This is a genomic window from Paenibacillus oenotherae (assembly GCF_019443105.1).
GTDB lineage: Bacteria > Bacillota > Bacilli > Paenibacillales > Paenibacillaceae > Paenibacillus_Z > Paenibacillus_Z oenotherae.
Map to the genome: position 1 here is coordinate 806643 of NZ_JAHZIJ010000001.1, position 22141 is coordinate 828783.

At 48.1% G+C, this 22141-nt stretch carries 19 protein-coding genes; 4 read left to right on the plus strand and 15 right to left on the minus strand.

All coding sequences use genetic code 11. The annotated features are described in order from the left end of the window. Positions 1-104: 104 nt before the first annotated feature. The 7 genes from K0T92_RS03595 to K0T92_RS03625 form a co-directional block, all read right to left on the minus strand. Complete coding sequence (locus K0T92_RS03595) at positions 105-1058, minus strand: TauD/TfdA dioxygenase family protein (protein WP_219871020.1); 954 nt, start codon at positions 1056-1058, stop codon at positions 105-107. A gap of 67 nt (positions 1059-1125) precedes the next feature. Next, positions 1126-1929 carry an SDR family oxidoreductase gene (locus tag K0T92_RS03600; protein WP_219871021.1) on the minus strand — a complete coding sequence of 268 codons (804 nt, stop codon included), beginning with the start codon at positions 1927-1929 and terminating at the stop codon, positions 1126-1128. Positions 1930-1971: 42 nt separating this feature from the next. Further along, positions 1972-3540 carry an LLM class flavin-dependent oxidoreductase gene (locus K0T92_RS03605; RefSeq protein WP_246627810.1) on the minus strand — a complete coding sequence of 523 codons (1569 nt, stop codon included), beginning with the start codon at positions 3538-3540 and terminating at the stop codon, positions 1972-1974. A 44-nt stretch (positions 3541-3584) separates the two neighbouring features. After that, positions 3585-4940 carry an LLM class flavin-dependent oxidoreductase gene (locus K0T92_RS03610; protein WP_219871022.1) on the minus strand — a complete coding sequence of 452 codons (1356 nt, stop codon included), beginning with the start codon at positions 4938-4940 and terminating at the stop codon, positions 3585-3587. A gap of 31 nt (positions 4941-4971) precedes the next feature. Next, positions 4972-5817 carry an ABC transporter permease gene (locus tag K0T92_RS03615; protein ID WP_219871023.1) on the minus strand — a complete coding sequence of 282 codons (846 nt, stop codon included), beginning with the start codon at positions 5815-5817 and terminating at the stop codon, positions 4972-4974. After that, the gene (locus tag K0T92_RS03620) at positions 5810-6685 is read right to left on the minus strand and encodes an ABC transporter ATP-binding protein (protein ID WP_219871024.1); all 876 of its coding nucleotides are present in this window, start codon (positions 6683-6685) and stop codon (positions 5810-5812) included. The genes K0T92_RS03615 and K0T92_RS03620 overlap by 8 nt, the downstream gene beginning before the upstream one ends. Before the next feature lie 30 nt (positions 6686-6715). Further along, on the minus strand, positions 6716-7759 hold the full coding sequence (locus K0T92_RS03625; RefSeq protein ID WP_219871025.1) for an ABC transporter substrate-binding protein: 1044 nt from the start codon (positions 7757-7759) through the stop codon (positions 6716-6718). A gap of 389 nt (positions 7760-8148) precedes the next feature. Here K0T92_RS03625 and K0T92_RS03630 point away from each other — a divergent pair, with 389 nt between their 5' ends. The 4 genes from K0T92_RS03630 to K0T92_RS03645 all read left to right on the plus strand — a co-directional run bounded on the left by K0T92_RS03630 (position 8149) and on the right by K0T92_RS03645 (position 13236). Then, the gene (locus K0T92_RS03630) at positions 8149-9696 is read left to right on the plus strand and encodes a DHA2 family efflux MFS transporter permease subunit (protein WP_246627811.1); all 1548 of its coding nucleotides are present in this window, start codon (positions 8149-8151) and stop codon (positions 9694-9696) included. Between the two features lie 713 nt (positions 9697-10409). After that, positions 10410-11813 (plus strand): NAD-dependent malic enzyme, encoded by a 1404-nt coding sequence (locus K0T92_RS03635; protein ID WP_219871026.1) that lies wholly within the window; start codon positions 10410-10412, stop codon positions 11811-11813. A 390-nt stretch (positions 11814-12203) separates the two neighbouring features. Continuing rightward, entirely contained in the window at positions 12204-12605 is a 402-nt protein-coding gene (locus K0T92_RS03640) for a type IV pilus modification PilV family protein (RefSeq protein ID WP_219871027.1), read from the plus strand. Positions 12606-12609: 4 nt separating this feature from the next. Beyond that, entirely contained in the window at positions 12610-13236 is a 627-nt protein-coding gene (locus K0T92_RS03645) for a PilW family protein (RefSeq protein WP_219871028.1), read from the plus strand. A gap of 44 nt (positions 13237-13280) precedes the next feature. On the opposite strand, the gene K0T92_RS03650 is transcribed toward K0T92_RS03645, so the two are convergent. From K0T92_RS03650 to K0T92_RS03685, 8 genes are all read right to left on the minus strand, one after another. Next, positions 13281-14699 carry a hypothetical protein gene (locus K0T92_RS03650; RefSeq protein ID WP_219871029.1) on the minus strand — a complete coding sequence of 473 codons (1419 nt, stop codon included), beginning with the start codon at positions 14697-14699 and terminating at the stop codon, positions 13281-13283. Positions 14700-14800: 101 nt separating this feature from the next. After that, positions 14801-15490: a hypothetical protein gene (locus K0T92_RS03655; RefSeq protein ID WP_219871030.1), complete on the minus strand. Its 690-nt coding sequence runs from the start codon at positions 15488-15490 to the stop codon at positions 14801-14803. 9 nt (positions 15491-15499) lie between these two features. After that, positions 15500-16075 (minus strand): hypothetical protein, encoded by a 576-nt coding sequence (locus tag K0T92_RS03660; RefSeq protein WP_219871031.1) that lies wholly within the window; start codon positions 16073-16075, stop codon positions 15500-15502. Continuing rightward, positions 16072-17199, minus strand: coding sequence for a type IV pilus biogenesis protein PilM (pilM, locus tag K0T92_RS03665; RefSeq protein ID WP_219871032.1), 1128 nt, complete (start codon positions 17197-17199; stop codon positions 16072-16074). The genes K0T92_RS03660 and pilM overlap by 4 nt, the downstream gene beginning before the upstream one ends. A 30-nt stretch (positions 17200-17229) precedes the next feature. Further along, the gene (locus K0T92_RS03670; protein WP_219871033.1) at positions 17230-17997 is read right to left on the minus strand and encodes a prepilin peptidase; all 768 of its coding nucleotides are present in this window, start codon (positions 17995-17997) and stop codon (positions 17230-17232) included. A gap of 82 nt (positions 17998-18079) precedes the next feature. Next, entirely contained in the window at positions 18080-18481 is a 402-nt protein-coding gene (locus tag K0T92_RS25240) for a prepilin-type N-terminal cleavage/methylation domain-containing protein (RefSeq protein ID WP_219871034.1), read from the minus strand. A gap of 103 nt (positions 18482-18584) precedes the next feature. Continuing rightward, complete coding sequence (locus K0T92_RS03680; protein WP_246627812.1) at positions 18585-19673, minus strand: type II secretion system F family protein; 1089 nt, start codon at positions 19671-19673, stop codon at positions 18585-18587. Positions 19674-19941: 268 nt separating this feature from the next. Beyond that, a complete protein-coding gene (locus tag K0T92_RS03685; protein ID WP_219871035.1) occupies positions 19942-21600 on the minus strand; it encodes a GspE/PulE family protein in 1659 nt (552 codons plus the stop codon). Positions 21601-22141 lie beyond the last annotated feature (541 nt).

Consider the following 22141-nt stretch of genomic DNA (forward strand, 5'->3'; position numbering starts at 1 on the left):
CAAGCTAAAAAACGTTCTGTCCTTGAATCAATATTCAAGGTGCAGAACGTTTTTTATTTCAGTTCGTCAGCTCATCCGTTCTTCTGTCCGGCCCTGCTGCGCTTCTATGAAGCCGCTTCTATATGATTCGCTGCCGATTGAGAGGGATGAGAGGGAGCGCCTGCTCTCGTTACGCTCTTCCGTCCATCAATGCTTACCGGAACATCGCCATCCACCGTTACACGGCGGACGATCCGCTGCTGATCACCATAATCATTCACGGCATAATGCTGGGTAGCGCGATTATCCCAGATGACGACATCACCGGCCGACCAGCGCCAGCGCACCGTGTTCTCCGGCCGGATAATATGATTTTGCAGCAGCGTGATCAGATTGGCCGAATCCGCGGAGGACAACCCGATGATTTTCTTCGCAAAATGTCCCAGCAGCAGTGTGCGCTCTCCCGTCTCCGGATGAACGCGGACAAGCGGATGCTCCGTCTCGTATTTGGTTGAGGTGAACACCTCTCTATAGTGGCGGGCGGATTCCTCCGGGATATCCGATTTTTGCGCCGCATAATCATACTCATTGGAATGAACGGCCCATAGTCCATCGACAAAATGACGCAAATGCTCGGGCAGATGCTCGTAAGCCGCAGCCGTATTCGCCCATACCGTATCCCCGCCGGATTCCGGCACGACAATCGAACGAAGGATGGACGCCTGCGGGTACGCATCCACAAAGGATACATCCGTATGCCAGGAGTCTGCCCTTCCTCCATGTGCGGAATTCAGCTCCAGCAGGTAATCCGTTCCTTGCTTGATCGGCACGGTAGGATGAGCTACAGGTGCGCCGAACAGACCGGCAAGAGACTCTTGCCCCGCATCATCAAGATGGTTCTGTCCACGGAAGAAGATGACCTTGTACTTGAGCAAAGCTTCGCGAATTGCCGCCGCCTGCCCTGGATCAAGATCTGCAGACAGCTTGACGCCTCTGATCTCCGCACCAATCCGTCCGGCAACCGGAAGGATCTCAATACCTGTTTCCTCAACAACATTGTTCTGTTCAACTGTACTCATACCTATTACCTCCTCAGAGCTTTCCGCAGTCAGGCTTCAGCCTTGACTTTCGGAAGCATTTTATCATCTACACACCCGGCTGCTGTCCACCGTCAACCAAAATTTCCGCTCCTGTAATTGAGGCTGCCTTGTCAGATGCAAGGAACAGCACCAAATCTGCGATCTCCTGCGGGTCTACAATTCGTCCGAGCGGAATGTCAGCCGCCCGTTCTGCAAGCTGCTGCTCGATCGTAATTCCTTTGGCTGCCGCCTGTTGCTCCGCAAGCACTCCTGCCCGCTCCGTATCGGTCAAGCCCGGAGAGACAGAATTGATCCGCACCCCATGCTTCGCCAGCTCCCTGGAAATCCCCTTGGCAAAATTCAGCAATGCGGCATTAGTCGTCCCGCCAGGCAGGAACGTTGGCGAAGGCGTCCGTCCTGCGCCTCCGACAATATTGACGATACTCCCCCTCTTCTTCTCAATAAAGTGAGGCAAAACTGCTCTAATGGTGCGTATATAACCAAGCAGCTTCAGATTCCACGTATCGGTGAAATCCTCATCTGTCAGGTCCAGGAATGAACCCGCGCGCGCAGATCCGGCGTTATTGATCAGAATATCAATGCCTCCAAAATGGCTGATTGCCGTTTCCGCTGCCCGCTGTACGGTCTCCGCTTGTCTCAAATCCCCATCAACGACAACAACCTTAGGTGAACCGCCCTTCACCCCGTCCTGGGCTTCGATTGCCGCTTTGGCCTCATTGAGCTTGGCGAGATTGCGGGATACGATCACAACATGAACGCCTTCCTTAAATAGCGACTTGGCAATGGCCAGCCCGATTCCCGCGCTGCCGCCAGTCACAATTGCCGCTTTCCCTGCCAGGTGCAGTCCCATTCTGCATCTCTCCTTCCTGCCTTCAGTTATTGCTGCGCTATGCTATGTCAGAGCGGCGGATGCAGCCGCTGCTGTTGATCCAGCAGTGGTTGAGGCCGCTGCTTCTGCTGTTGATGCAACTGCGGCTGAGGCCGCTGCTTCTGCTGTTGATGCAACTGCGGCCGAGGCTGCTGCTTCTGCTGTTGATGCAACTGCGGCCGAGACTGCTGCTTCTGCTGTTGATGCAACAGCGACCGAGACTGCTGCTTCTGCAGAAGCAGCACCGGTTGACGCAACAGCGGAGGCTGCATGCACTGGCCGCTTCAGGCCCAGATTGTCCCTTAATGTTGCTCCGGTGTATTCAGTGCGGAATAGTCCCCGGCGCTGAAGCTCCGGAACGACAAGATCAACAAAGTCCTCCAGTCCGCCCGGCAGATAAGGAGGCATAATATTGAACCCGTCCGCAGCGCCATTGACGAACCATTCCTCCAGCTGATCCGCGATCTGGACAGGTGTTCCGACAATTTCACGGTGGCCGCGAGCACCTGCTATCCGCTGATAGAGCTTGCGGATCGTCAGTCCTTCCCGCTCCGCGAGATCCTTCAGCAGTGTGAAGCGGCTCTTGCCGCCATTAATCTGCTCCAGCTCGGGCAGATCCGGCAGCGGTCCGTCCACCGGATACGGCGAGAGATCGAAGCTGATCAAGCTGGACAGCAGGCTGACACCTGCCTCCAGAGGAATCAGCTCCTCGAGCTTAGCTTTCTTCTCAAGCGCCTCGGCTTCCGTCCTGCCGATAATAGGGAAGACGCCGGGCATAATCTTCAGCTCGTCAGGCGAGCGGCCGTATTGGGCCAAGCGCCCCTTCACATCGCTGTAGAACTGCTGCGCTTCCTCCAGCGTCTGCCATGCGGTGAAGATCACCTCGGCAGTTCTCGCCGCCAGCTCCTTGCCCGGCTCCGATGAACCGGCTTGAATGACTACGGGATGGCCTTGTACGGGACGCGCCACATTAAGCGGTCCGCGAACGGTGAACCATTCTCCCTTGTGATTCAACGTATGCAGCTTGCTCCTGTCAGCAAATACCGCGTTCTCCTTGTCATATAGGAAGGCATCATCCTCCCAGCTGTCCCACAGTCCAGTCACGACATTGAGGAATTCCTCCGCCCGCTCATAACGAAGGGAATGCAGCAGATGATGATCCTTATTGAAATTAAGCGCTTCGGCCGGATTGGCTGAGGTGACCACATTCCAGGCAGCGCGCCCGCCGCTCAAATGATCCAGCGAAGCGAATTTTCTCGCCACATGAAAGGGCTCATTGTACGTAGTGGATACTGTCGCGGCAAGCCCGACATGCTCTGTCACAGCAGACAATGCGGAGAGCAGCGTAATCGGCTCAGGGCGCACGGTGACGGTCTGCGATATCGCTTCCGGATAGTTTTCCGAGACCGCATAACCATCGGCAAGAAACAGCATATCGAATTTGCCGCGCTCGGCGGTCTGCGCTAATCTTTTGTAGAAGCCGAGGCTGAGCACCTGCGATGCTTCTGTATCGGGATAACGCCAAGCAGCTACATGATGACCCGGTGTCATCAGGAAGGCGCCCAACCTTAATTGTCTTTTCTCGTTACTCATCTTGATCGCTCCTCTGCGCTTCTTGGCTATCTATCACTTTCCCGTCACACGCCCGATACACGGGACAATGGAACGTTAACGAACTTGTTGACCGGTCTGTTCAGGCCGTAATGCTCACGCAGCGTGCTGCCCGTATATTGGGTGCGGAACAAGCCTCTGCGCTGCAGCTCGGGAATAACCTCTTCGGCAAAAGCCTCCAATCCCTCCGGCAAATATGGCGGCATCACATTAAAGCCATCACTGCCCCCTTGCGTGAACCATTCCTCCAGCTCATCGGCGATTTGTACCGCTGTACCGGCAAAGGTTCGATGTCCCCGCCCACCGGCCAAACGCTGGATCAGCTGTCGAATCGTCAGGTTATCCCGCCGTGCCAGATCAGCCACCAATTGAAACCGGCTCTTATTCCCGTTAATCTCCTCCACATTAGGCAGCTCAGGGAGCGGACCATCCAGCGGATAGGTGAACAGATCCACCTTCAGCATATTGGACAGCTGGTTGAGCCCATACTCCGGTATGATCAGCTCATGCAGCTCCTGCTCCTTTTCCTTCGCTTCCGCCTCTGTCTTCCCGATGATCGCGGATATGCCCGGCAATATTTTGAGCTCGTCGGGATGGCGTCCGTATTTGCCCAATCTTCCTTTGACATCGGCGTAGAACCGCTGCGCTTCACCGAGCGTCTGCTGGGCTGTGAAGATCGCCTCCGCATAGCGGGCGGCGAATTCTTTTCCATCCTCGGAAGAACCTGCCTGCACCAGTACGGGATAGCCCTGCGGCGATCTCGGAACGTTCAGCGGGCCGCGCACCTGGAAGAAATGACCGTCATGATTGATTTCATGCACCTTGGCCCCCTCCGAGAACGTACCGGATTCCCGGTCGATCACGATAGCGTCATCCTCCCAGCTGTCCCACAGTCCTGTCGTCACATCCAGAAACTCAGCGGCGCGGTCATAGCGTTTGCTGTGCTCGGGATGCGCGTCCTGATTAAAGTTGTTCGCCTCAATATCACTGCCGGAGGTGACGATATTCCAGCCCGCGCGACCCTTGCTGATATGATCCAGCGAAGCGAACTTGCGCGCGACATGGAAGGGCTCGTTGTAGGTCGTGGACACCGTTCCGATCAGTCCAATCCGCTCGGTAACTGCCGCCAGAGCAGACAATAAGGTGAAGGGCTCAAGTCCGGCCAAAGCCGCGCCATGCTTGACGTTCTTGCCCACGGCCAGAATGTCGGCGAGGAAGAGCGAGTCGAACTTCGCTTGCTCCGCAAGCCGCGCCAGCCGGGTGAAATAGCCAAGGTCGGTTATATGCTGGGGCTCTGTCCCCGGATGACGCCAAGCCGCTTCATGATGGCCGACGTTCATCAGAAATACATTCAAATTCATTTGCCGTTTATGTTTACTCATCGCCATGACACGCCCTCTCGCCAAATTGAATCTACTCGCTATAGGTTTGCTTCCATGCAGTAAGCTTCTTCTCAACCAGGACCAACAGATAGTTAATGATCAAGCCAATGACAGAGATCGAGATAATGCCCGCGTACATCTCCGGAATTTGAAAGCTGAACTGCGTATATTGGATCAAATAACCAAGACCCGACTTCGCCCCCACCATCTCAGCTGCTACCAGCACAAGAATGGAGCTCGCCCCTGCCTGCCGGATACCGACGAATATCGTGGGCACCGAAGCAGGCAGGATCACCTTGCGAAACAGGCTAAGCGAGGATAAGCCCATCGAACGCGCCGATTTGATCAAGAGCGGATCGACATTCCTCACCCCGCTAATCGTATTGAGCAGGAGCGGAAAGGCGCAGGCATAGAAGACGATGGCAATCTTCGACGTCTCGCCAAGTCCCAGCAGAAGGATAAAGACGGGGAGAATAGCCAGCGCTGCGGTGTTGCGGAACAATTCCAGCAGCGGGTTCAAATATTGCGCCACCGGCTTCCACCAGCCAATCGCCAGCCCGATGGGGATACTGACTGCAATAGCGAGAAGGAAGCCTCCGACCGATCGCGTCAAGCTCGCTATGGTATGATCAGCCAAGTCTCCTGACAGCAGCAGACGCCACCAAGCCTGAAGCACCTCTGTCAGCGGGGGCAGGAAGGTCGTATTGACCAGACCCAGTCGCGGTGCCGCCTCCCAGAGAAATAGAAAGCCGATAATCGCGATCGATATTCTGAAGCCTTTATTTAATTGGAATAAAGACCATCTGAGCGCCTCATTCGCCCGCTTGCCGTTCTCAAAACGAACCAGCACTTCCCCTGTACTTGTTGAGTTAGCCATCGGAAGCCACCCCTTTAACATTGGATTTTGCACTATTTGCCTTCAACGTCTTATCCTTCTCCTGCTCCTGTGCGCGATGCACCTCATCCTTGAGCAAATCCCATATCTGATGCCGTATCTTCACAAACTCCGGATTAGATCTCAGATCCTCCTCGGACGTTCGCGCTTCGAATGGAACATCGATCACTTCTTTGATGCGTCCCGGACGGGAGGTCATAACCGCCACCCGCTGTCCCAGATAGACCGCTTCTTCAATGCCATGCGTGATGAAAATAATCGTCTTCTTCGTCGTTTCCCATATGCGGAGCAGCTCGCTCTGCAGCGTCTCCCGTGTCTGCGCATCCAGCGCAGCGAACGGCTCATCCATCAGCAGCACTTCCGGATCGTAGGCGAGGCTGCGGGCGATGGCTACCCGCTGCTTCATTCCGCCTGACAGCTCATGTGGATACCGGTGCTCGAAGCCTGCTAATCCTACGAGGTTGATATATTCCTGCGCAATCTGCTTGCGCTCCTTCCGTCCCACACCCTTCGTCTCCAGGCCGAATTCCACATTGGCAAGCGCCGTCTTCCACGGGAATAGAGCATATTGCTGGAATACGATTCCCCTGTCCAGATTCGGCCCCGTAATCGCCTTGCCATCGAGCAGAATCTGTCCGCTGTTCGGCTTGGTCAAGCCCGCGAGCAGATCAAGCAATGTTGATTTGCCGCAGCCGCTCGGGCCGACGATAACCATAAATTCGCCCTGCTTCACATCAAGATTAATATCCTGAAGAGCGGATATCGGCTGGAGCACCTCCTTGAGATGGCCCAAATTCCGTTTGATCCGAAACGCCTTCTGTACGTTTTGAATGCTGATTTTCGCTGTCATTCTCAACCACCACGCTCTCCGGCATATTTGTTATTTCTCATTCAGAAATGGATTGAAGTCATTCGTATAGAGGTTCTTGCCCTCCAGCTCGCCCTCTTCAATCGTGCCTTCCTTGACAAGCCAATTCACCCATGTATCAAACTCTTTATCACTGATGAGCCCGCCCTTGCCGGCAATTCCCGTGCTCTTCCAATACTTGATATTGCCCGCATCCTCCTTGCGTCCGCGCTCTGCAATGATCTTCTCGAACCGGGCCACAACCTCATCCCGGGGAGTCGTCCGCGCCCACTCAATCGCCTTGGCTGTCGCTTCAACAAATTTGCGTGTCGTATTCGGATTCTCCTTAATAAAATCACTCTTGAGCACATAGCTGCCTGCGCTGAATACCCCGAACAAATCCTTATCCGTGAACAGCGGTGTAATGCCGCCGCGTTCCAGCGCCTTATCTCTAAGCACGCCGCCTAGGGTCGCCACATCGACCTGATTGGCGCGAAGCGTCTGTTCACCTGTAATCGGCGGCACAACGACCAATGTGACCTGCTTGATCTCATCCGCCGTTAATCCGGCACGGTGCAGATATTCCTTAATGACAAACTCATGATGCGCGCCCAGTGTGTTCACAGCAATTTTTTTGCCGATCAGATCCTTGGCCGACTTGATAGGGCTGCCGTCCAGCACGTAGTAGCCGTTCCATGTGTTGTCATCCACCCCGTAGTAAGCAATAACCGGTGTAATCGGCGCTTTCGCTGCCAGCAGCTTGACGATCGCCCCGTTGAATGCACCTCCGAAGTCGGTATCCCCGGTTACGACAGATTGAATGTCCTGCGGTCCGCTGATCGTATTCCCGATATAATTGAGCTTCAATGGAGCCAAATAACCGAGATCCTCCGCCAATTCAGGAAAAGTCACCGAACCTGCGCCGCCCTGATAACGAAGCTCTGTCACCTCCAGCCCGCCGTTGTTTGAGCCGTTTGCTGCTGATGTTTCTTTATTACCGCATCCTGTCAACAGGATTGATGTTGTAAGAATAAGTGCTGCTGCGATGCTTAGGAGCCTTTGAGCTGATTTCTTCATAATGACGACCTCCAAAAGTTAATTTGTTGTTCCACAGCGAGATAATGTCAGTCAAAGAGCCGATGAGGGTATAAAAAAAGACGCATTCATCTCCACGATGAGCGTCTCTCCGGAAGTCCGGTCGATTTTATTTATATAATTCCTATCAACTTACTCTGATTTAAAAACATACTACTCTCACGAATGGATCGTGTCAACAGTTTTTTTGCTAAAAATCGGAACAGAAGCCGCCGCGCAGGCAGAATGATCTTCCGATCGCTGTTATTCCCGGATTTGCTGATGATAGGGGCAAAAACACGCATTATTGAAGAAAGAGGTTAGGGTTGACACTCAAATAAAAGTGCTGCTATGATAAAACGCACAGTTATCCAATTGAATCAATCGGAATTATGATGGATCGACCGGATTACCGGAGACATGCAGCAGCCTGGGACGAGGCAGCCATGTCTCTTTTTTTGATATCATCCATCAGGGGAGTGATCGCGCTGACTACAGCTGCAGTACACAAGGACGATCTCACACTGACGCATTACTGGCCTGTATTGTGCATTCTTATTGCCGGATCCTTCATCTCGATCTACAACATCTGCTCCATGAACGTCAGCCTTCCGTCATTCATTCGTATCTTTCATTCCGATCTGGCGACCGTGCAATGGCTAATGACCGGATTCACGCTGACGACCGGCGTCATTACACCGCTCAGCGGCTATCTCGGCGACCGGTTCAGCAACAAGCATCTGTTCTTGTTCTCCATCGCCGGCCTGCTGATCAGCTCCATCCTATGCGCAATCTCGTGGAATATCTATAGCTTAGTCTGCTTCCGGATGCTGCAGGGCTTATTCTGCGGCTTAATCCAGCCGGTCACGTTGACGATCATATTCCAGGTCGTTCCCCAGCACAAAAGAACGATGGCTGTCAGCTTGTGGTCCGCTTCCACCATATTGGGACCAGCACTTGCGCCTACGATCAGCGGCTGGCTGATGGAGCACAACTGGCATTGGATGTTTCTCGTGCTTGTTCCCTTATGTCTGCTCACATTGTTCATGGGCTGGCGGGTCATTCCCTTTTACCGCACCCGTATTCCGGGCGCAATGGACGGATTAGGGCTGGCATATGCCGTAGTCGGCAGCTTGTCCCTCTTATTCTTCCTTGGCAAGGTTCATGAGTGGGGATGGGCCTCTTGGCGCTCGCTCGGATTCCTTGCAGTCGGCATCGTGTCGCTGCTGCTGTTCATTCGGCAGGAGCTGCGCACGAAGGAGCCGCTGCTGCAGCTGCGGCTGTTTCGCAATCGCATCTTTACCGCGAGCATCTCCGTATCTGCCGTGCTGCTCATCGTCGGGCTTTACTCCGGCATTTATTTCATCCCGCTCTATTTGCAGGAAATTCATCAAATGTCGCCTTTTCACGTCGGCCTGCTGCTGCTTTTGCCTTCGCTGACACTCGGCGTTGCGACCATCGCCTCCGGCTATTGGTATGAGCGGATCGGCCCGCTTCGTCTTGTGCTCGCCGGTGCTGTTCTGGTCGTGCTGGCCTCGTGGAAATTCAGCTTCCTGGAGCTGGATACAAGCTACTCCTATGTCGCGCTGTGGATGGCTGTCCGCTATATCGGGGTCGGCCTGTCGATGACGCCTGCCATGAATGCGGGCATGCGGGCGGTGCCCGCAGAGTTCTACAGCCACGCATCGGCGTTAATTAACTGGCTCAGGCAAATATTCGGAGCACTTGCGCTAGGGCTGTTCACCTCCATCTTCTACACACGCATGGATACGCACACAACCGCCCTGCAGCAATCAACTCCATCCGAGAGCGTGCAGTGGATTCAATCGACCGCTTATACACTCAGCATCGACGATGCTTTTATGTTCGCAGCCATCTTCGCGGTGGCAGGGCTGCCTCTAGCCCTGCTTCTCAGAAGGAGTCTGACTTCGCCTTCTTGATGCTGGCCTCAACTGTTATGCTACGGTAGGGACGGTGCTGTCCAGAAAGTCCAATATCCAGTAAGTCCGTCCATGTGAGAAGATGCTTCCAAAACACTGAAAGGTGGGACTGGAAGTATCTTTTTTCATGATATAGGGGGACTCATAGCGGAGACTCTGGAATCATCAAACCACTTTCTGAGCCCCCCTTCTCCAAGTGTTTTGAAGGTAGGGTGACGTCAGAAGCCTGCGAATAGGCATGAATTTCGGTAACAAGACGCCTAAATGGTAAAATTCCTGCGATCAGGCATGTATTTGAGGAGAAATCAGCCGTTAAGGGGAAATGAAGGTACAATACCTGCACTCTGGCAGGCATTGTACCTTCATGGGGTCAGAAAGGAGAAAAAAACTGCGGTTTCGCATGTTTTGCCTGCTCATCCTCGCTTGTCTCGGCGTTTGAATGACGGATCGACCTTTGGAGAGGAGTACGTCGTCATCAGTCTGATATCGCAGGCGCTCCACATCGTACAGCTTCTTAAAAGTAGGAACTGAGATTTCCGAAAAAGACTTTCTGGACAGCCCCATCCCTTGTTTTGGGATTAGTCGAGCCTGGCATACAAGCCCGTGAAAAGCAGACAGAACCAGGGGGCTAGGTCCTCGGCTATAATTTCCAATCAATGAGAGCTATAATAGGAGTTAGGCTGACTAACCAATAACAAGGGAGAGTACCGAATATGGCTAATTCCAGTATTATCGTACGACTTGAGCTTGATCATCAGCTAATTACCTTCGGTGATGTCGCTGCTGCTATAAGCAAGGCGGGAGGCGATATTACCTCCATCGATGTCATTCGACCAGGCAAAGACACCTCTATCCGCGATATTACCATTGATGTTGCAGACACCGTAGAGAGTGAACTGGTCGCTACACTAAAGCAGCAAGACGGCATTAAGCTTATCAACGTCTCCGACCGAACCTTCCTGCTCCATCTGGGCGGGAAAATAACGACCCAACCGAAGATCCCCATCCAGAATCGGGATGATCTCTCCAAGGTGTACACGCCAGGGGTCGCTAAAGTATGCACCTCCATTGCCGAAGATACGAACAAAGCCTACTCATTGACCATTAAGCGCAACACAGTCGCTGTCGTATCGGACGGCACCGCTGTGCTTGGCCTCGGCGATATCGGCCCACATGCCGCAGCGCCCGTTATGGAAGGAAAAGCGATGCTGTTCAAGCAGCTTGCCGGGGTTGATGCCTTCCCCATCTGTCTGGACACGAAGGATACCGAAGAGATTATACGTACAATCAAAGCGATCAGCCCCATATTCGGGGGCATTAATCTGGAAGACATCAGCTCCCCGCGCTGCTTCGAGATTGAGAAGCGGCTTGAGCAGGAGCTGGACATCCCTGTCTTCCATGATGACCAGCACGGAACTGCTATCGTCGTTATCGCGGGATTGCTGAATGCTCTCAAGGTCGTCAACAAGCGGATCGACCAGATCCGTGTCGTCGTGAACGGCATTGGCGCGGCAGGCGTATCCATCTGCAAAATGCTGCTGGCTGCCGGAGTGAAGCAGCTCGTCCCTGTGGATCGCGACGGCGCTATTGTATTCGGCGGCAAGTACGAATACCCGATGTGGCAATGGCTGGCGGAGCAGCCACAGGTTGAAGCGGCCTCCGGCTTGCTTGGCGACGTCATCCATGATGCCGATGTATTCATCGGCGTATCGCGCGGCGGCGTACTTTCTGTCGAAGCCGTGCAATCCATGGGCCCGGATCGGATCGTGTTCGCGATGGCCAATCCAACGCCCGAGATCGATCCCGAGCTGGCGCAGCCCCATGTCCGGGTGCTGGCAACGGGGAGAAGCGACTATCCCAACCAGATCAATAACGTCCTCGTATTCCCCGGCTTGTTCCGCGGCTGCCTGGACTGCCGTGCACAACTGATCAACGAGCCGATGAAGCTCGCAACCGCACGCGCAATTGCATCCGTCGTCTCCGAGAGCGAGCTGAACGAGCATTACATTATTCCCAGCCTGTTCAACGAGAATGTCGTCAACAAGGTGCGGCACGCTGTTATCGAGACCGCTATACTTACGGGCGTAGCGCGGCGTATTCCGCGTGATTTTAGGTAGTGTTGAGCAAGCGGGTTAGCGGCTTGACCTTTTAGCTATAGATGAGCCTGACGGGATGTGTTGTAATCCGTCAGGCTTATTTTGCGCTGCGCGCTTTTGGATAATAGTGCCGGGTTCAAATTGATTTGTAGTTTGGAAGATGCTGACGGGGAGCATGGCGTTCGTTGCGTTATCAAATGTGAAGAGTTTCCTGCATGCAGTCCGCATGCGACTATCACTTGACAGCCTCATCTGCTACTAACGGTTCTTTGCACATTATTCAGGAATAAAATGTTAATTCACAGCTGAAAAACAGCTGTTTTTTTGAATCTCTTCATTTAAAATCAACCTATTTCCGGCTAGATGCGGTATAATCAAGATATGTATTATTTTACATTGGAGGCGCATACAATGGCTCAAAATCTGCTACGGAATGAAAGAGGAACAACCCTGATCCAGGCACTCGGAGCAGTTGTTATTTTAACAGCTATTGTTTTGTCTTTCGTTGGTATCGCCCAATTCACAGCGGCATCCAACAAAGATACCGATAATCGTAATAAGGCCTTGTTTATAGCTGAGGAAATGATCAATAACTATAGATCCGGTACAACATACGTGATAGGAACAGAAACACCAACGTCAGAGGCCGGGTTTAATTATATCATTAATAGAGTGGCTCTCCCTGCAGCTAATACTTCTATCACCCTTCCAGCCATTGCATCGCGATATCAAGTATCACTGCAGGCATTAATAAGAAGTGGGACATCAACGAGCCCAAATCTAGTTTCGGTGACAGTATCATGGGGAGGATAATCAGATGCCAATACATATGAATAATGACCGTGGATTAACATTAATCGAAGTATTGGGAAGTATAGCCATTACCGTTATTGTCCTCAGTACAGCAATTGCCCTATTTATGGGAATAACTGATCTTTCTTATTCAAGAGGGGATGGGCGCAATGCTCAGAAAGATGCTACATATGCGCTATCCCAGATATCAGCACGTCTCCAAGACAGCAACAGTGTATATAAGCCAAATAATAATAATGAACTACGTTTTTCAACGTTTGCGAATGGTCTTAAATCTTATAAAGCAATTTATTATTCAGCAGCCACACAAGAACTGTGGTTGTATGATTTCAATGCGGGATCTTCAACAGAATCATTTTGTAACACTACAGCTGGAGCCGATATTAGTTTTTTATCGAACTCGGGTTTTTATATTAATGGGTTTAAATTAGCCGATAACGTCGTGGTTGCCCCTTCCTATACCTACACAGCAAGCGGAGTAACGCAACCTATTATAGGTTCCTATGGTTCCAACCAACGAATTAATATTACCATTACATCCCAACCTAGTACAAAAACAACAACTAGTGGCGGCAAGCATACCCCCGGAAGTTTCCAGGTCAGGACTAGTGTTAAACTCTATAAGTACTAAGAAAGGAACCGCGATAGGCGGTTCCTTTCTTATATGTTGAGATACTACTTCCTTCCATAATCATACTTGATCCCCCCGTTACAACCCGAAAATATATTTACCCCTCCGTTACCGCACTGAAGAGCAGTTGATGTCCCCGCCGGGCTGAAGGAGTTGCTTGGTGGGTCATTATTGAAATCAATCTTATCCGCAGCTACAATTAAGCCGGATACATTTAGTTTGAAAGCTCCAGCACCAGATGCTTTAATATCATGTTTGATAAAGAGATCGCGCGCAGTAATATCCGTCGACTTATCATTTATCATATCCATTCTGCTAGCGGTAATGAATTTACTCACTGTTAATTTTGAATATCCTTTTACTTCAAAAGCATTAGCAACAAATATTGACTCTGCTTTTATTTCCGATTCAATACCGTGTAATGCATCGCTAACTACAAAAACATCACCGACGTATAATCTTTTACCAACTATCAATTTATCGCCATCTTTGTGTACATTTAAATGACCTGCCGCGTACATATTACCATCTACTTCAATATAACCTGGCCCATCATTATTTGTTCTAACAATCCCTTCTACATATAGATCCCCAGTAACATGGAGCTTTGCCCTCTTTTTGTTAAATTCAAGTGGACCCGCTACATATAAATTTCCATTTATTGTTAACGTTATGTCATCTGCATCGAAATTGATACTGTTAGCTTTAACAAACCCCGCACCTGATGGATAACTCACAGTTGAAACTATAGTCCCATTATTAATAAAATGCGTCTCAGACTTAGCCTTAAAATTCGTTATTTCTTGATTAATCTTTGCACGTTCTGCGGCTCTAAAAACTTCAATTGCACCTGAAGCACCACCGATACCCACGTGATCAAAGTTTTTCAAGCTGGGAGCATCCAGCAATTCTTTTGTTAATATATAGGATTTATTGGGATCAGTATCCAGAGACACATTGACTGGCGCATCTGGATTGATAACAAGACTTGATTTGGTCCCCTTAATTAAATAACGATATTCTTTTACCACTGACTTACCACTACTCGCCCTTATGACCACTGTGACCCCAGGAGCGGGTGACACAAAATCAACTTCGGTTAAACTTGAGACATTCGTTACAAGTACATTATTTATGTAAGCCTGTTGCTCCAATCTCGCTACTTTACCATTAGGCAGAGTAATAGATTTTGTCCCCCAACCTTTATAATTATGAATCGATGCCTGTATCGTTCCACCGCTGTCGATATGCGTAAGAAACTCCTCCATTGCACTCGAAGCCAACGTATGGACTAGAATATTATCTTCATTTCTTGTACTGGATAACTTCTCAGTAGATACGTTCATCAATATCAGTGGAGTAACAACCATTAGCACAATGAGAATTAACAAGCAGTATAGTAGAACACTGCCCTCTTCATTCGCCACTAGCCCTCGGAAGAATTTCTTTCTATTATCTAGCATTAAATTTCACTTCCTTAATACAAGGATCGAACACCTTGGAAAGACAGCATTCTATCTCAGTTTACTGTCAAATCTCACTAATCTTAGTATTCATCATCGATTTAATTCTCTTTTGATTGAGTATTTGGTGCAAGCACTTCGGCGTATCCAGGCGCCCAATAATGATTCATGTTTATAGACATTTCCGATGGTTCGTCTGTATTAACCTTTATTGAAACCTCATTAATAATTGTTAAACGTTCTAGATCCAACAAGGATTCCAAATAACTTTTAAGTTGCTCCGGTTCGCCTTGAATGGTAAGTTGCAAGTCTTGACTCATTACTTTTGGTGTTGGGTTTGCTGGAATAACGTCAGTACTGCTTGCATCCGTTTGTGTTGATGTTTCTGAAGACGAGGCATTTGGTTCAGATTGCGTTGCAGCAGGCTCGCTTAATTTAATTTCAGATGGTTCATCTACATTTATATTTAAAATCGTTGCTCCACTCTTTTTTTCCGCCTCTGTCAAATTAGTTAAATAATGAGTTGCCTCAGCATGTACCGGCACTCGAGTGAGCAATTTGTCAATATCAGCTTGTTTTATTACACGAGCTTCCTTTTGTTGTTCCAACGTATTAATCCTTCTTTCAAGACGCGCCCGCTCCAACTCATATTCTTCGACGACCTTAGCCTTTGAGTTATAGACGAAATAAATAACAACGTTCAAACCAATGCCACCAATAAGAGAGAAAATCAAAAGAATGATAGGCAGCTTTAACGTATTCCGTCCTAATACTACGTTTGATGAGTTCATTGGCGCTCCCTACTTTTCATTTGAGTGAAATACAATACTAATATTGACAGTATGTTTAATACTAAGCTCAAAACCTCTGTCATAAGCAGACGAATTTAATTGTTCACCCTTTCTTGATATCGAAGTTAGCTTGACATCATCAATCATCGGCTCCTGTTCCAACTGATCCATATAATGAATAACTTCGCTCATTCGGTTGAATTGGTAGCTAACCTCTAATAAATTATTGTTCTTTCCAGAGATATCGATATACTTTGCCTCTGCGGGCAAATAAAATTCAACACGGTCAATAATAAGCTTCCAATCCGTTTGTAAAGCTTCTAACTCATCAACTGACTTACTAAGCTCTTCATAACTAGCAGTCACAGGATTGACCTGCAGCCTCTTAGACATTACTTGCACGCGATTATCCATATCTGCTATTTCTGCCTTTAAAGAAGATTCATTAATCGAATCCGTTATATAACCTATAAGCATAACCGCAAAAGGAATTAAGATTGCCATAATCAATACCGTAAATAGCTGCCTAAAATATTGCTTCAGAAATGGCTTTCGGGGCAACAGATTGAGATTAAGATTATTCATGCCTCTTTCCCCCTTAATGCCAAACCTAGAGGAACAGCAAAGGTGGGATACTCTGAATCGAAATCAAGATACTGTGATTCAAAATCTGGATTCATCATAATCGATACTTCTTGTGGCATCTGATTGTTTAAATATTCACTAATATCATACAATCCATTTATATCACCACACAGATACACATTAGTAACCTGATGATCACGATGATCCAAAGTATACAAATAAAATTTAATAAGACGATCCATTTCATCGGCAAGCTCTGCACATAAGTCGTCAATTGAATTATCCTCATCCTTATAGAAGAGACCTTGGTTTGTTGGGAAGCGCAGTGGTATATTCCGTGAAATTTTCAAGACACCTCGATGAAGGATGACAAGTTCCATGTAGTTTTTACCGATATCTGCAATTAGTATACTCTGTTCTTTGCTGGCTGGATAAGCAACGGTCATTAACCTATAAAGTGATAGTGGCTTAATTTCAAAGCTAAGCAGTTGCAATCCTGCCGCTTCAAGTACTTCGACAAATTCAATTATACGCTCGCTGGGAGCTGCAGCTAGCATGACGTCACACATAGCAGCTTGGTGAGAATTTTCAGATCCCTCTGAAGGAAGTACAGATACAGGTGATCTGCCAGTTGACTTCTTTTGTTTAAAAAGTTTATTTAATGAAACTTCCTTCTGAAGAATGTCAGATCGCTTGGATTTTTTCAAATCCCCATTTAATTTAACAAAATCATGACGAGGATTTTCAAATGGAAGCTGCAAATTATGTTCGATTTCAAACTGAATCATTTTTCTCAGATCCTGTTCAGCAATGTCTGGAAGCTTCAGGAAGCGAATAAGAACGAGTTGAGTAGGGATCACAAAATGAACCAATCTACTCTTTAATTTATGATTGGAAAGTAAATGCTTGAGTGAACGGACGATTGATCCGGAATCTGCAATAATTCCATTCGAAATAGTGCCATCAGCCAAGGGTTCAATAATACAATTTTTTACAATAGGAAGACCAACAAGCTGAGGCTCAATCTCAACAAGCTTAATGCAAAAATCTGTAATTTCTATTCCAAGATAATTGCGCTGCAAACGTTGACGGAGGCCTGATATATTGAGTAACTGTTGTTTCATAGAATCGTCAATCCTTTCACAGTCGCAGTATTAAGTGAACAGACCCCAGTACCAATCAAATAACGGCTCGCCCCATAAATAGGCAAACGTTCCCACTAAGGCGATATATGGACCGAAGGGTATCGCTGTGATATGCTTTCGTTCCTGTTGAAGCCTGCCAAGCATTCCAAATAGAAAACCAATAAGGCTAGCCGCAAACAAGGTTAACAAAGTTGCTTTCATACCCATAAAAAGAGCAATCAAAGCGAAGAGTTTGATATCCCCTCCTCCAATACCACCTTTACTTACAGCTGCAAGTGTATATAAGAGAACTCCCACAATCAGACTCGCTAAAGTATAATTCCATAATGGCAAGGGATGAAAAATGAACAGCCTGAATAATACAATAACTATTAAACCGTATAGTAGCACTCGATCAGGGATTATTCTCTTCTTAATATCCGTTTGTACAATAATCACCATAATAGAAATAAATATCAAACCAGGTATAAGCTCTAGCTGAAAGCCTAGCTTCCATGCGAACAACATGAACAACATCGAGGTCACAAGTTCGCCTATCGGATATACTGGAGAAATTTGGATCTTACAAGATCTGCATTTTCCTCTTAACAAAACATAGCTTAAAATAGGAACTAATTCATAAGGTTTCAGTGCTGTATGACATGCCATACAATGGGAGGAAGGGAAGGCTACTGATTCCCCTGTTAGTGTCCGTATAGCAACGACATTCAGAAAACTTCCTATCAATAGGCCAAATATGCCCACCATCAGGATTAAAAATATTTCCATAGTAAACATTTCATGCTCCTGCCTTATATTTTCGAAAAAAGGTAACTCTTTCGAGTTACCCTTCTGATATAAATTTATATATTATAATTGCTTAGTTAATTGCAGTCCTTCTCCAGTTTTCGGTGGTTGCGGTCCTAGTCACTACAACACTTACATATTCATCACCAGCATTAGCTCCTGACTGTCTAACCGGTTCTGCTTGAATGTAGTTATTAGTTACTAGAGCTTCAACAGTTATTGTTTGATCACCAACCAGTGGGCTGTAAGTATCTTCTCGATCAATAATAAACCTGAAAGCTGCATCTGTTAAAGCTTGTTCTGTAGCTTCATCTGTATTTACTCTTGAATTGTTGATCGCACCCATTATCAAAGGAATAGCAATAGCCGCGATAATCCCTATAATAACTACTACTGCCAGTAACTCAATAAGTGTTAACCCTTTCTCATTTTTGACCCATTTCAACCTTGCTGAACGTACTGCTGCTTGTAACATTGTAACTCCTCCTAGAATAAGTTTAATAATATTTGGAAATTCGAATCCACGTACGAGTCCGAATTTGTCCACAAACTGAATACTTAACAAACTTCTTATAAAATCATTTCATGTTCCCCATCAATGAAAAACTAGGTAAAATAATTGCTAAAACAATAGTCCCTACAGCTACCGTCATTAGCACAATGAGTAAAGGTTCGATTAATGCCTTAAGACGATCAGCCATAATATCTACATCTGACTCGTAAAAATCCGCTAGTTTTCCCATCATGACATCAATTGTTCCTGTCCGTTCACCAGCTGATATCATTTCCACTACCATAGGCGGGAATAGCGGGCTTTTTTGTAAAGGTTCAATTAAAGAATGTCCTGCTCTCACATTCTCACGTGTTTCTATTAGAACTTTACCAAGAGCCTCATTGCCAGCCACTTTAGAGACAATTGTGAGTATTTGTAGCATTGGTACAGAAGCACGGTTCAAAGAAGAAAACGTCCGGCTGAAACGCGCGACCGCCTGTTTATGCCACAACTTACCAAAAATAGGGAGCTTCAACTTATATAAATCTATTGAATATGCCCCTCTTTCGGATTTGCGATAATATATTATCACTAATGATAATATGATAATTCCAAGCATTAAAAAATACCAGTATCCAATTAAAAAATCGCTGAGAGCCACAACCATTCGTGTTGGCAATGGAAGTTCGACACCCATTGCTAAGAAATTCTGCATATACGTCGGTACAACGAATATCATCATAAATACTACTACGAGCGTAATTGCAATTAGCATTACAATCGGATAAATCATGGCCGATTTTACTTTTTCCTTTGTCGTATGCTCCTTTTCAAACATCGTCGATACACGCTGAAGCATTTCATCCAAATTACCGCTCGCCTCACCGGCTTCGATCATATGTACGAAGACCGTATTGAATACCTTTGGATGCTGTGCAGCCGCTGCCGAGAAGGACGAGCCGCTCTTCATCTCCTGGATGATCTCGCTCAGCACGGCCTTGAGAGGCTTACTGCTGCTCTGCCTTGCTACGATCTCGATTGCTTCAACCAGGTTAACCCCTGCCGAGTACATCGTTGCCAGCTGGCGGCAGAACAGGGTGAACTGGTCCTTCTTGACCTTAGCCGACAGAAATCCGATATCGCGGCTCCAGATGCTCTGCTGCGGATCTGCCAATTCAACAATCCATAATCTCCGTGCCCGAAGCTGCTCATTGGCCAGTTGAATATTCTCCGATTCGATGGTGCCTTTCTTGTAAACGCCACTGTGATCGACAACTGTGTATTTAAACGTGGGCAGCTGCTCTCACCTCCTTGCAGTAAACGAATGAAAGCGTTTCCAGCTGGTGTAAAAATCATAACATTTTTCTTCAATTTTTGTAAACATGTTTTTGGGCCTTTATACTCAATTCCGAATATAAAAATCCTCTCATATTTACACCGTTTTACACGGTCACTCGAAGCACTTCCTGAAGCGTCGTCTGGCCCTGCGCCACCTTATGAAGACCGTCCACCATGATCGGAACAAGACCCTTCGTAGCTGCGTATTCCCGGTAATCGGTATCCGCCCGCCGCTGCAGAATCATCGACCGCAGCGTATCGTCCAGCACCAGCACTTCGTGAATCGCCATCCTGCCCTTATAGCCAGTCTGGGAGCATCGAATGCAGCCCGTTCCACGCCTCAGCTTCTCAACGGGAATTCCGTTGTCCTGGAACCATTGACGCTCCTCCGGTGTCGGATCATGATCCTGTCCGCATTCCCTGCATACCCGGCGAACCAGCCGCTGGGCTACAACGCAGACAAGTGACGATGCGACCAAGAACGGCTCAACCCCCATATCGATCAATCGGGTAATCGCATTGATGGAGTTATTGGCATGGAGTGTGCTCAGTACAAGATGCCCTGTCATAGCAGCCCGCACGGAGATCTCCGCCGTCTCCACATCCCGCATCTCCCCTACCATCGCGATGTCAGGATCCTGCCGGAGCAATGAACGCAATCCCTTTGCGAAGGTCAGTCCCGGTCCCGGATTCACCTGTACCTGATTGATGCCAAGCAGCTGATACTCAACAGGATCCTCAATCGTTACAATATTGACTTCCTCCGAGTTCAGATGTGTCAGCGCGGAATACAATGTCGTCGTCTTGCCGCTTCCTGTTGGGCCGACAATAACGACCATGCCGTAAGCGCTGTCAATGCTCTGCTTGAACCGACTCAGGTTATGATCCGTAAACCCGAGATTGGCGATCTTGTTGTTCTTATTGCTGGAATCGAGAATCCGCATAACGATCTTCTCGCCATACATAGTCGGCAATGTCGAGATCCGGATGTCGATCTTGCGGTTGAGCACTGTCAGCTCAACCCTGCCGTCATGCGGCAGTCTCCGCTCAGCTATGTCCAGTTGAGCCATAATCTTCACCCGCGCGGAGATAACCTTCTGCATGTGGGACGGCAGCTTCTTCTCCGTACGCAGCACCCCGTCCACACGATAACGGATGCGCAGGCTGTCTTCCTGCGGGTCGAAGTGAATATCACTCGCTCCGATCGATACCGCTTGCTCGATAATCTGGTTCACCGTCTTAACAACCGGTGAGTATACTTCATCCTGAAGCATCGCGGGGTCATCAAGCTCCCGCTCCTCCAGACGCTTGACGATCTGGTCTACCGACTCCTGAAAGCCGTAGTATCTGGCAATCGCCCGCTCCAGTTCATCCTTCGAGGTGATCACAGGCGTAATGTTCATGCCCGTTGTCATCCGCAATTCATCAATGGCAAAGTAATCCAATGGATCATTCATCGCAACGATCAGCTTATTGCCTTCTATTCTTATAGGAAGCACTTTTTGCCGCTCTGCTAGCTTCTGAGGGATAAGCGCAATGATTTTTGGGTCCATTTCCAAGTGATTGATTTGAACGTAGGAGACGCCAAGCTGAATCTCCAGTGTTTCGATAATCTGCTGTTCTGTAACGTAGTTCTTCAATACAAGCAAGTCGCCTAGCCGTTTCTTTAATGTCTTCTGTTCCTCAAGAGCGGTATTCAGCTGCTCCTGAGTGAGCAGTCCGGCTTCAATCAGCAAATCGCCAATTCTTTTTCTCTGTATCATTTCCCATCACCCCGACGTTCAGCTTTACTTTGTCGATCTGCCAGAGGGCCCTTTCCCTATCAACATCATTAACATCTTTCCCTTAAATCCTGCGACAAAATCCCATTCCGTTGAGATCATCGCAATCCTGATTGAGGGCCATGTTAACTATATCGGCATCAGATCGCCTTCAGATAAAGCTTTTCCCCGTTATTACCAATAATTCTTCAATAAATTTAAAAATTTAATCTTTGCGTGCTCACACGCCCGCCCAACCGCCATTATGGATAATTCCTGTATCAACCCTATAAATTATACCAAAAAAAGAAGGCTTTTGGATACGTTATGTATCGCACACAAAAAAACAAACAGTACTCCCTCATAGATGCACTGTCAATTACTTATCTGATCAAGGGATACTATTCATTATTAATAACCCACACCAAATACTAGAAATATTACTCTATTTTCTTGCGTTGCGCAATAGTTTTTTTAAGATATTGTAAATCTCCGCCATGCACAACTCATATATTCTAAAAACATTCCCCTAACAGCTGCATTA

What these genes read in the sequence shown, in the direction of transcription:
- K0T92_RS03595 (WP_219871020.1), bottom strand. Translation starts at nt 1,058, where the DNA reads ATGAGTACAGTTGAACAGAACAATGTTGTTGAGGAAACAGGTATTGAG.
- K0T92_RS03600 (WP_219871021.1), bottom strand. Translation starts at nt 1,929, where the DNA reads ATGGGACTGCACCTGGCAGGGAAAGCGGCAATTGTGACTGGCGGCAGC.
- K0T92_RS03605 (WP_246627810.1), bottom strand. Translation starts at nt 3,540, where the DNA reads ATGAGTAACGAGAAAAGACAATTAAGGTTGGGCGCCTTCCTGATGACA.
- K0T92_RS03610 (WP_219871022.1), bottom strand. Translation starts at nt 4,940, where the DNA reads ATGAGTAAACATAAACGGCAAATGAATTTGAATGTATTTCTGATGAAC.
- K0T92_RS03615 (WP_219871023.1), bottom strand. Translation starts at nt 5,817, where the DNA reads ATGGCTAACTCAACAAGTACAGGGGAAGTGCTGGTTCGTTTTGAGAAC.
- K0T92_RS03620 (WP_219871024.1), bottom strand. Translation starts at nt 6,685, where the DNA reads ATGACAGCGAAAATCAGCATTCAAAACGTACAGAAGGCGTTTCGGATC.
- K0T92_RS03625 (WP_219871025.1), bottom strand. Translation starts at nt 7,759, where the DNA reads ATGAAGAAATCAGCTCAAAGGCTCCTAAGCATCGCAGCAGCACTTATT.
- K0T92_RS03630 (WP_246627811.1), top strand. Translation starts at nt 8,149, where the DNA reads ATGATGGATCGACCGGATTACCGGAGACATGCAGCAGCCTGGGACGAG.
- K0T92_RS03635 (WP_219871026.1), top strand. Translation starts at nt 10,410, where the DNA reads ATGGCTAATTCCAGTATTATCGTACGACTTGAGCTTGATCATCAGCTA.
- K0T92_RS03640 (WP_219871027.1), top strand. Translation starts at nt 12,204, where the DNA reads ATGGCTCAAAATCTGCTACGGAATGAAAGAGGAACAACCCTGATCCAG.
- K0T92_RS03645 (WP_219871028.1), top strand. Translation starts at nt 12,610, where the DNA reads ATGCCAATACATATGAATAATGACCGTGGATTAACATTAATCGAAGTA.
- K0T92_RS03650 (WP_219871029.1), bottom strand. Translation starts at nt 14,699, where the DNA reads ATGCTAGATAATAGAAAGAAATTCTTCCGAGGGCTAGTGGCGAATGAA.
- K0T92_RS03655 (WP_219871030.1), bottom strand. Translation starts at nt 15,490, where the DNA reads ATGAACTCATCAAACGTAGTATTAGGACGGAATACGTTAAAGCTGCCT.
- K0T92_RS03660 (WP_219871031.1), bottom strand. Translation starts at nt 16,075, where the DNA reads ATGAATAATCTTAATCTCAATCTGTTGCCCCGAAAGCCATTTCTGAAG.
- pilM (WP_219871032.1), bottom strand. Translation starts at nt 17,199, where the DNA reads ATGAAACAACAGTTACTCAATATATCAGGCCTCCGTCAACGTTTGCAG.
- K0T92_RS03670 (WP_219871033.1), bottom strand. Translation starts at nt 17,997, where the DNA reads ATGTTTACTATGGAAATATTTTTAATCCTGATGGTGGGCATATTTGGC.
- K0T92_RS25240 (WP_219871034.1), bottom strand. Translation starts at nt 18,481, where the DNA reads ATGTTACAAGCAGCAGTACGTTCAGCAAGGTTGAAATGGGTCAAAAAT.
- K0T92_RS03685 (WP_219871035.1), bottom strand. Translation starts at nt 21,600, where the DNA reads ATGATACAGAGAAAAAGAATTGGCGATTTGCTGATTGAAGCCGGACTG.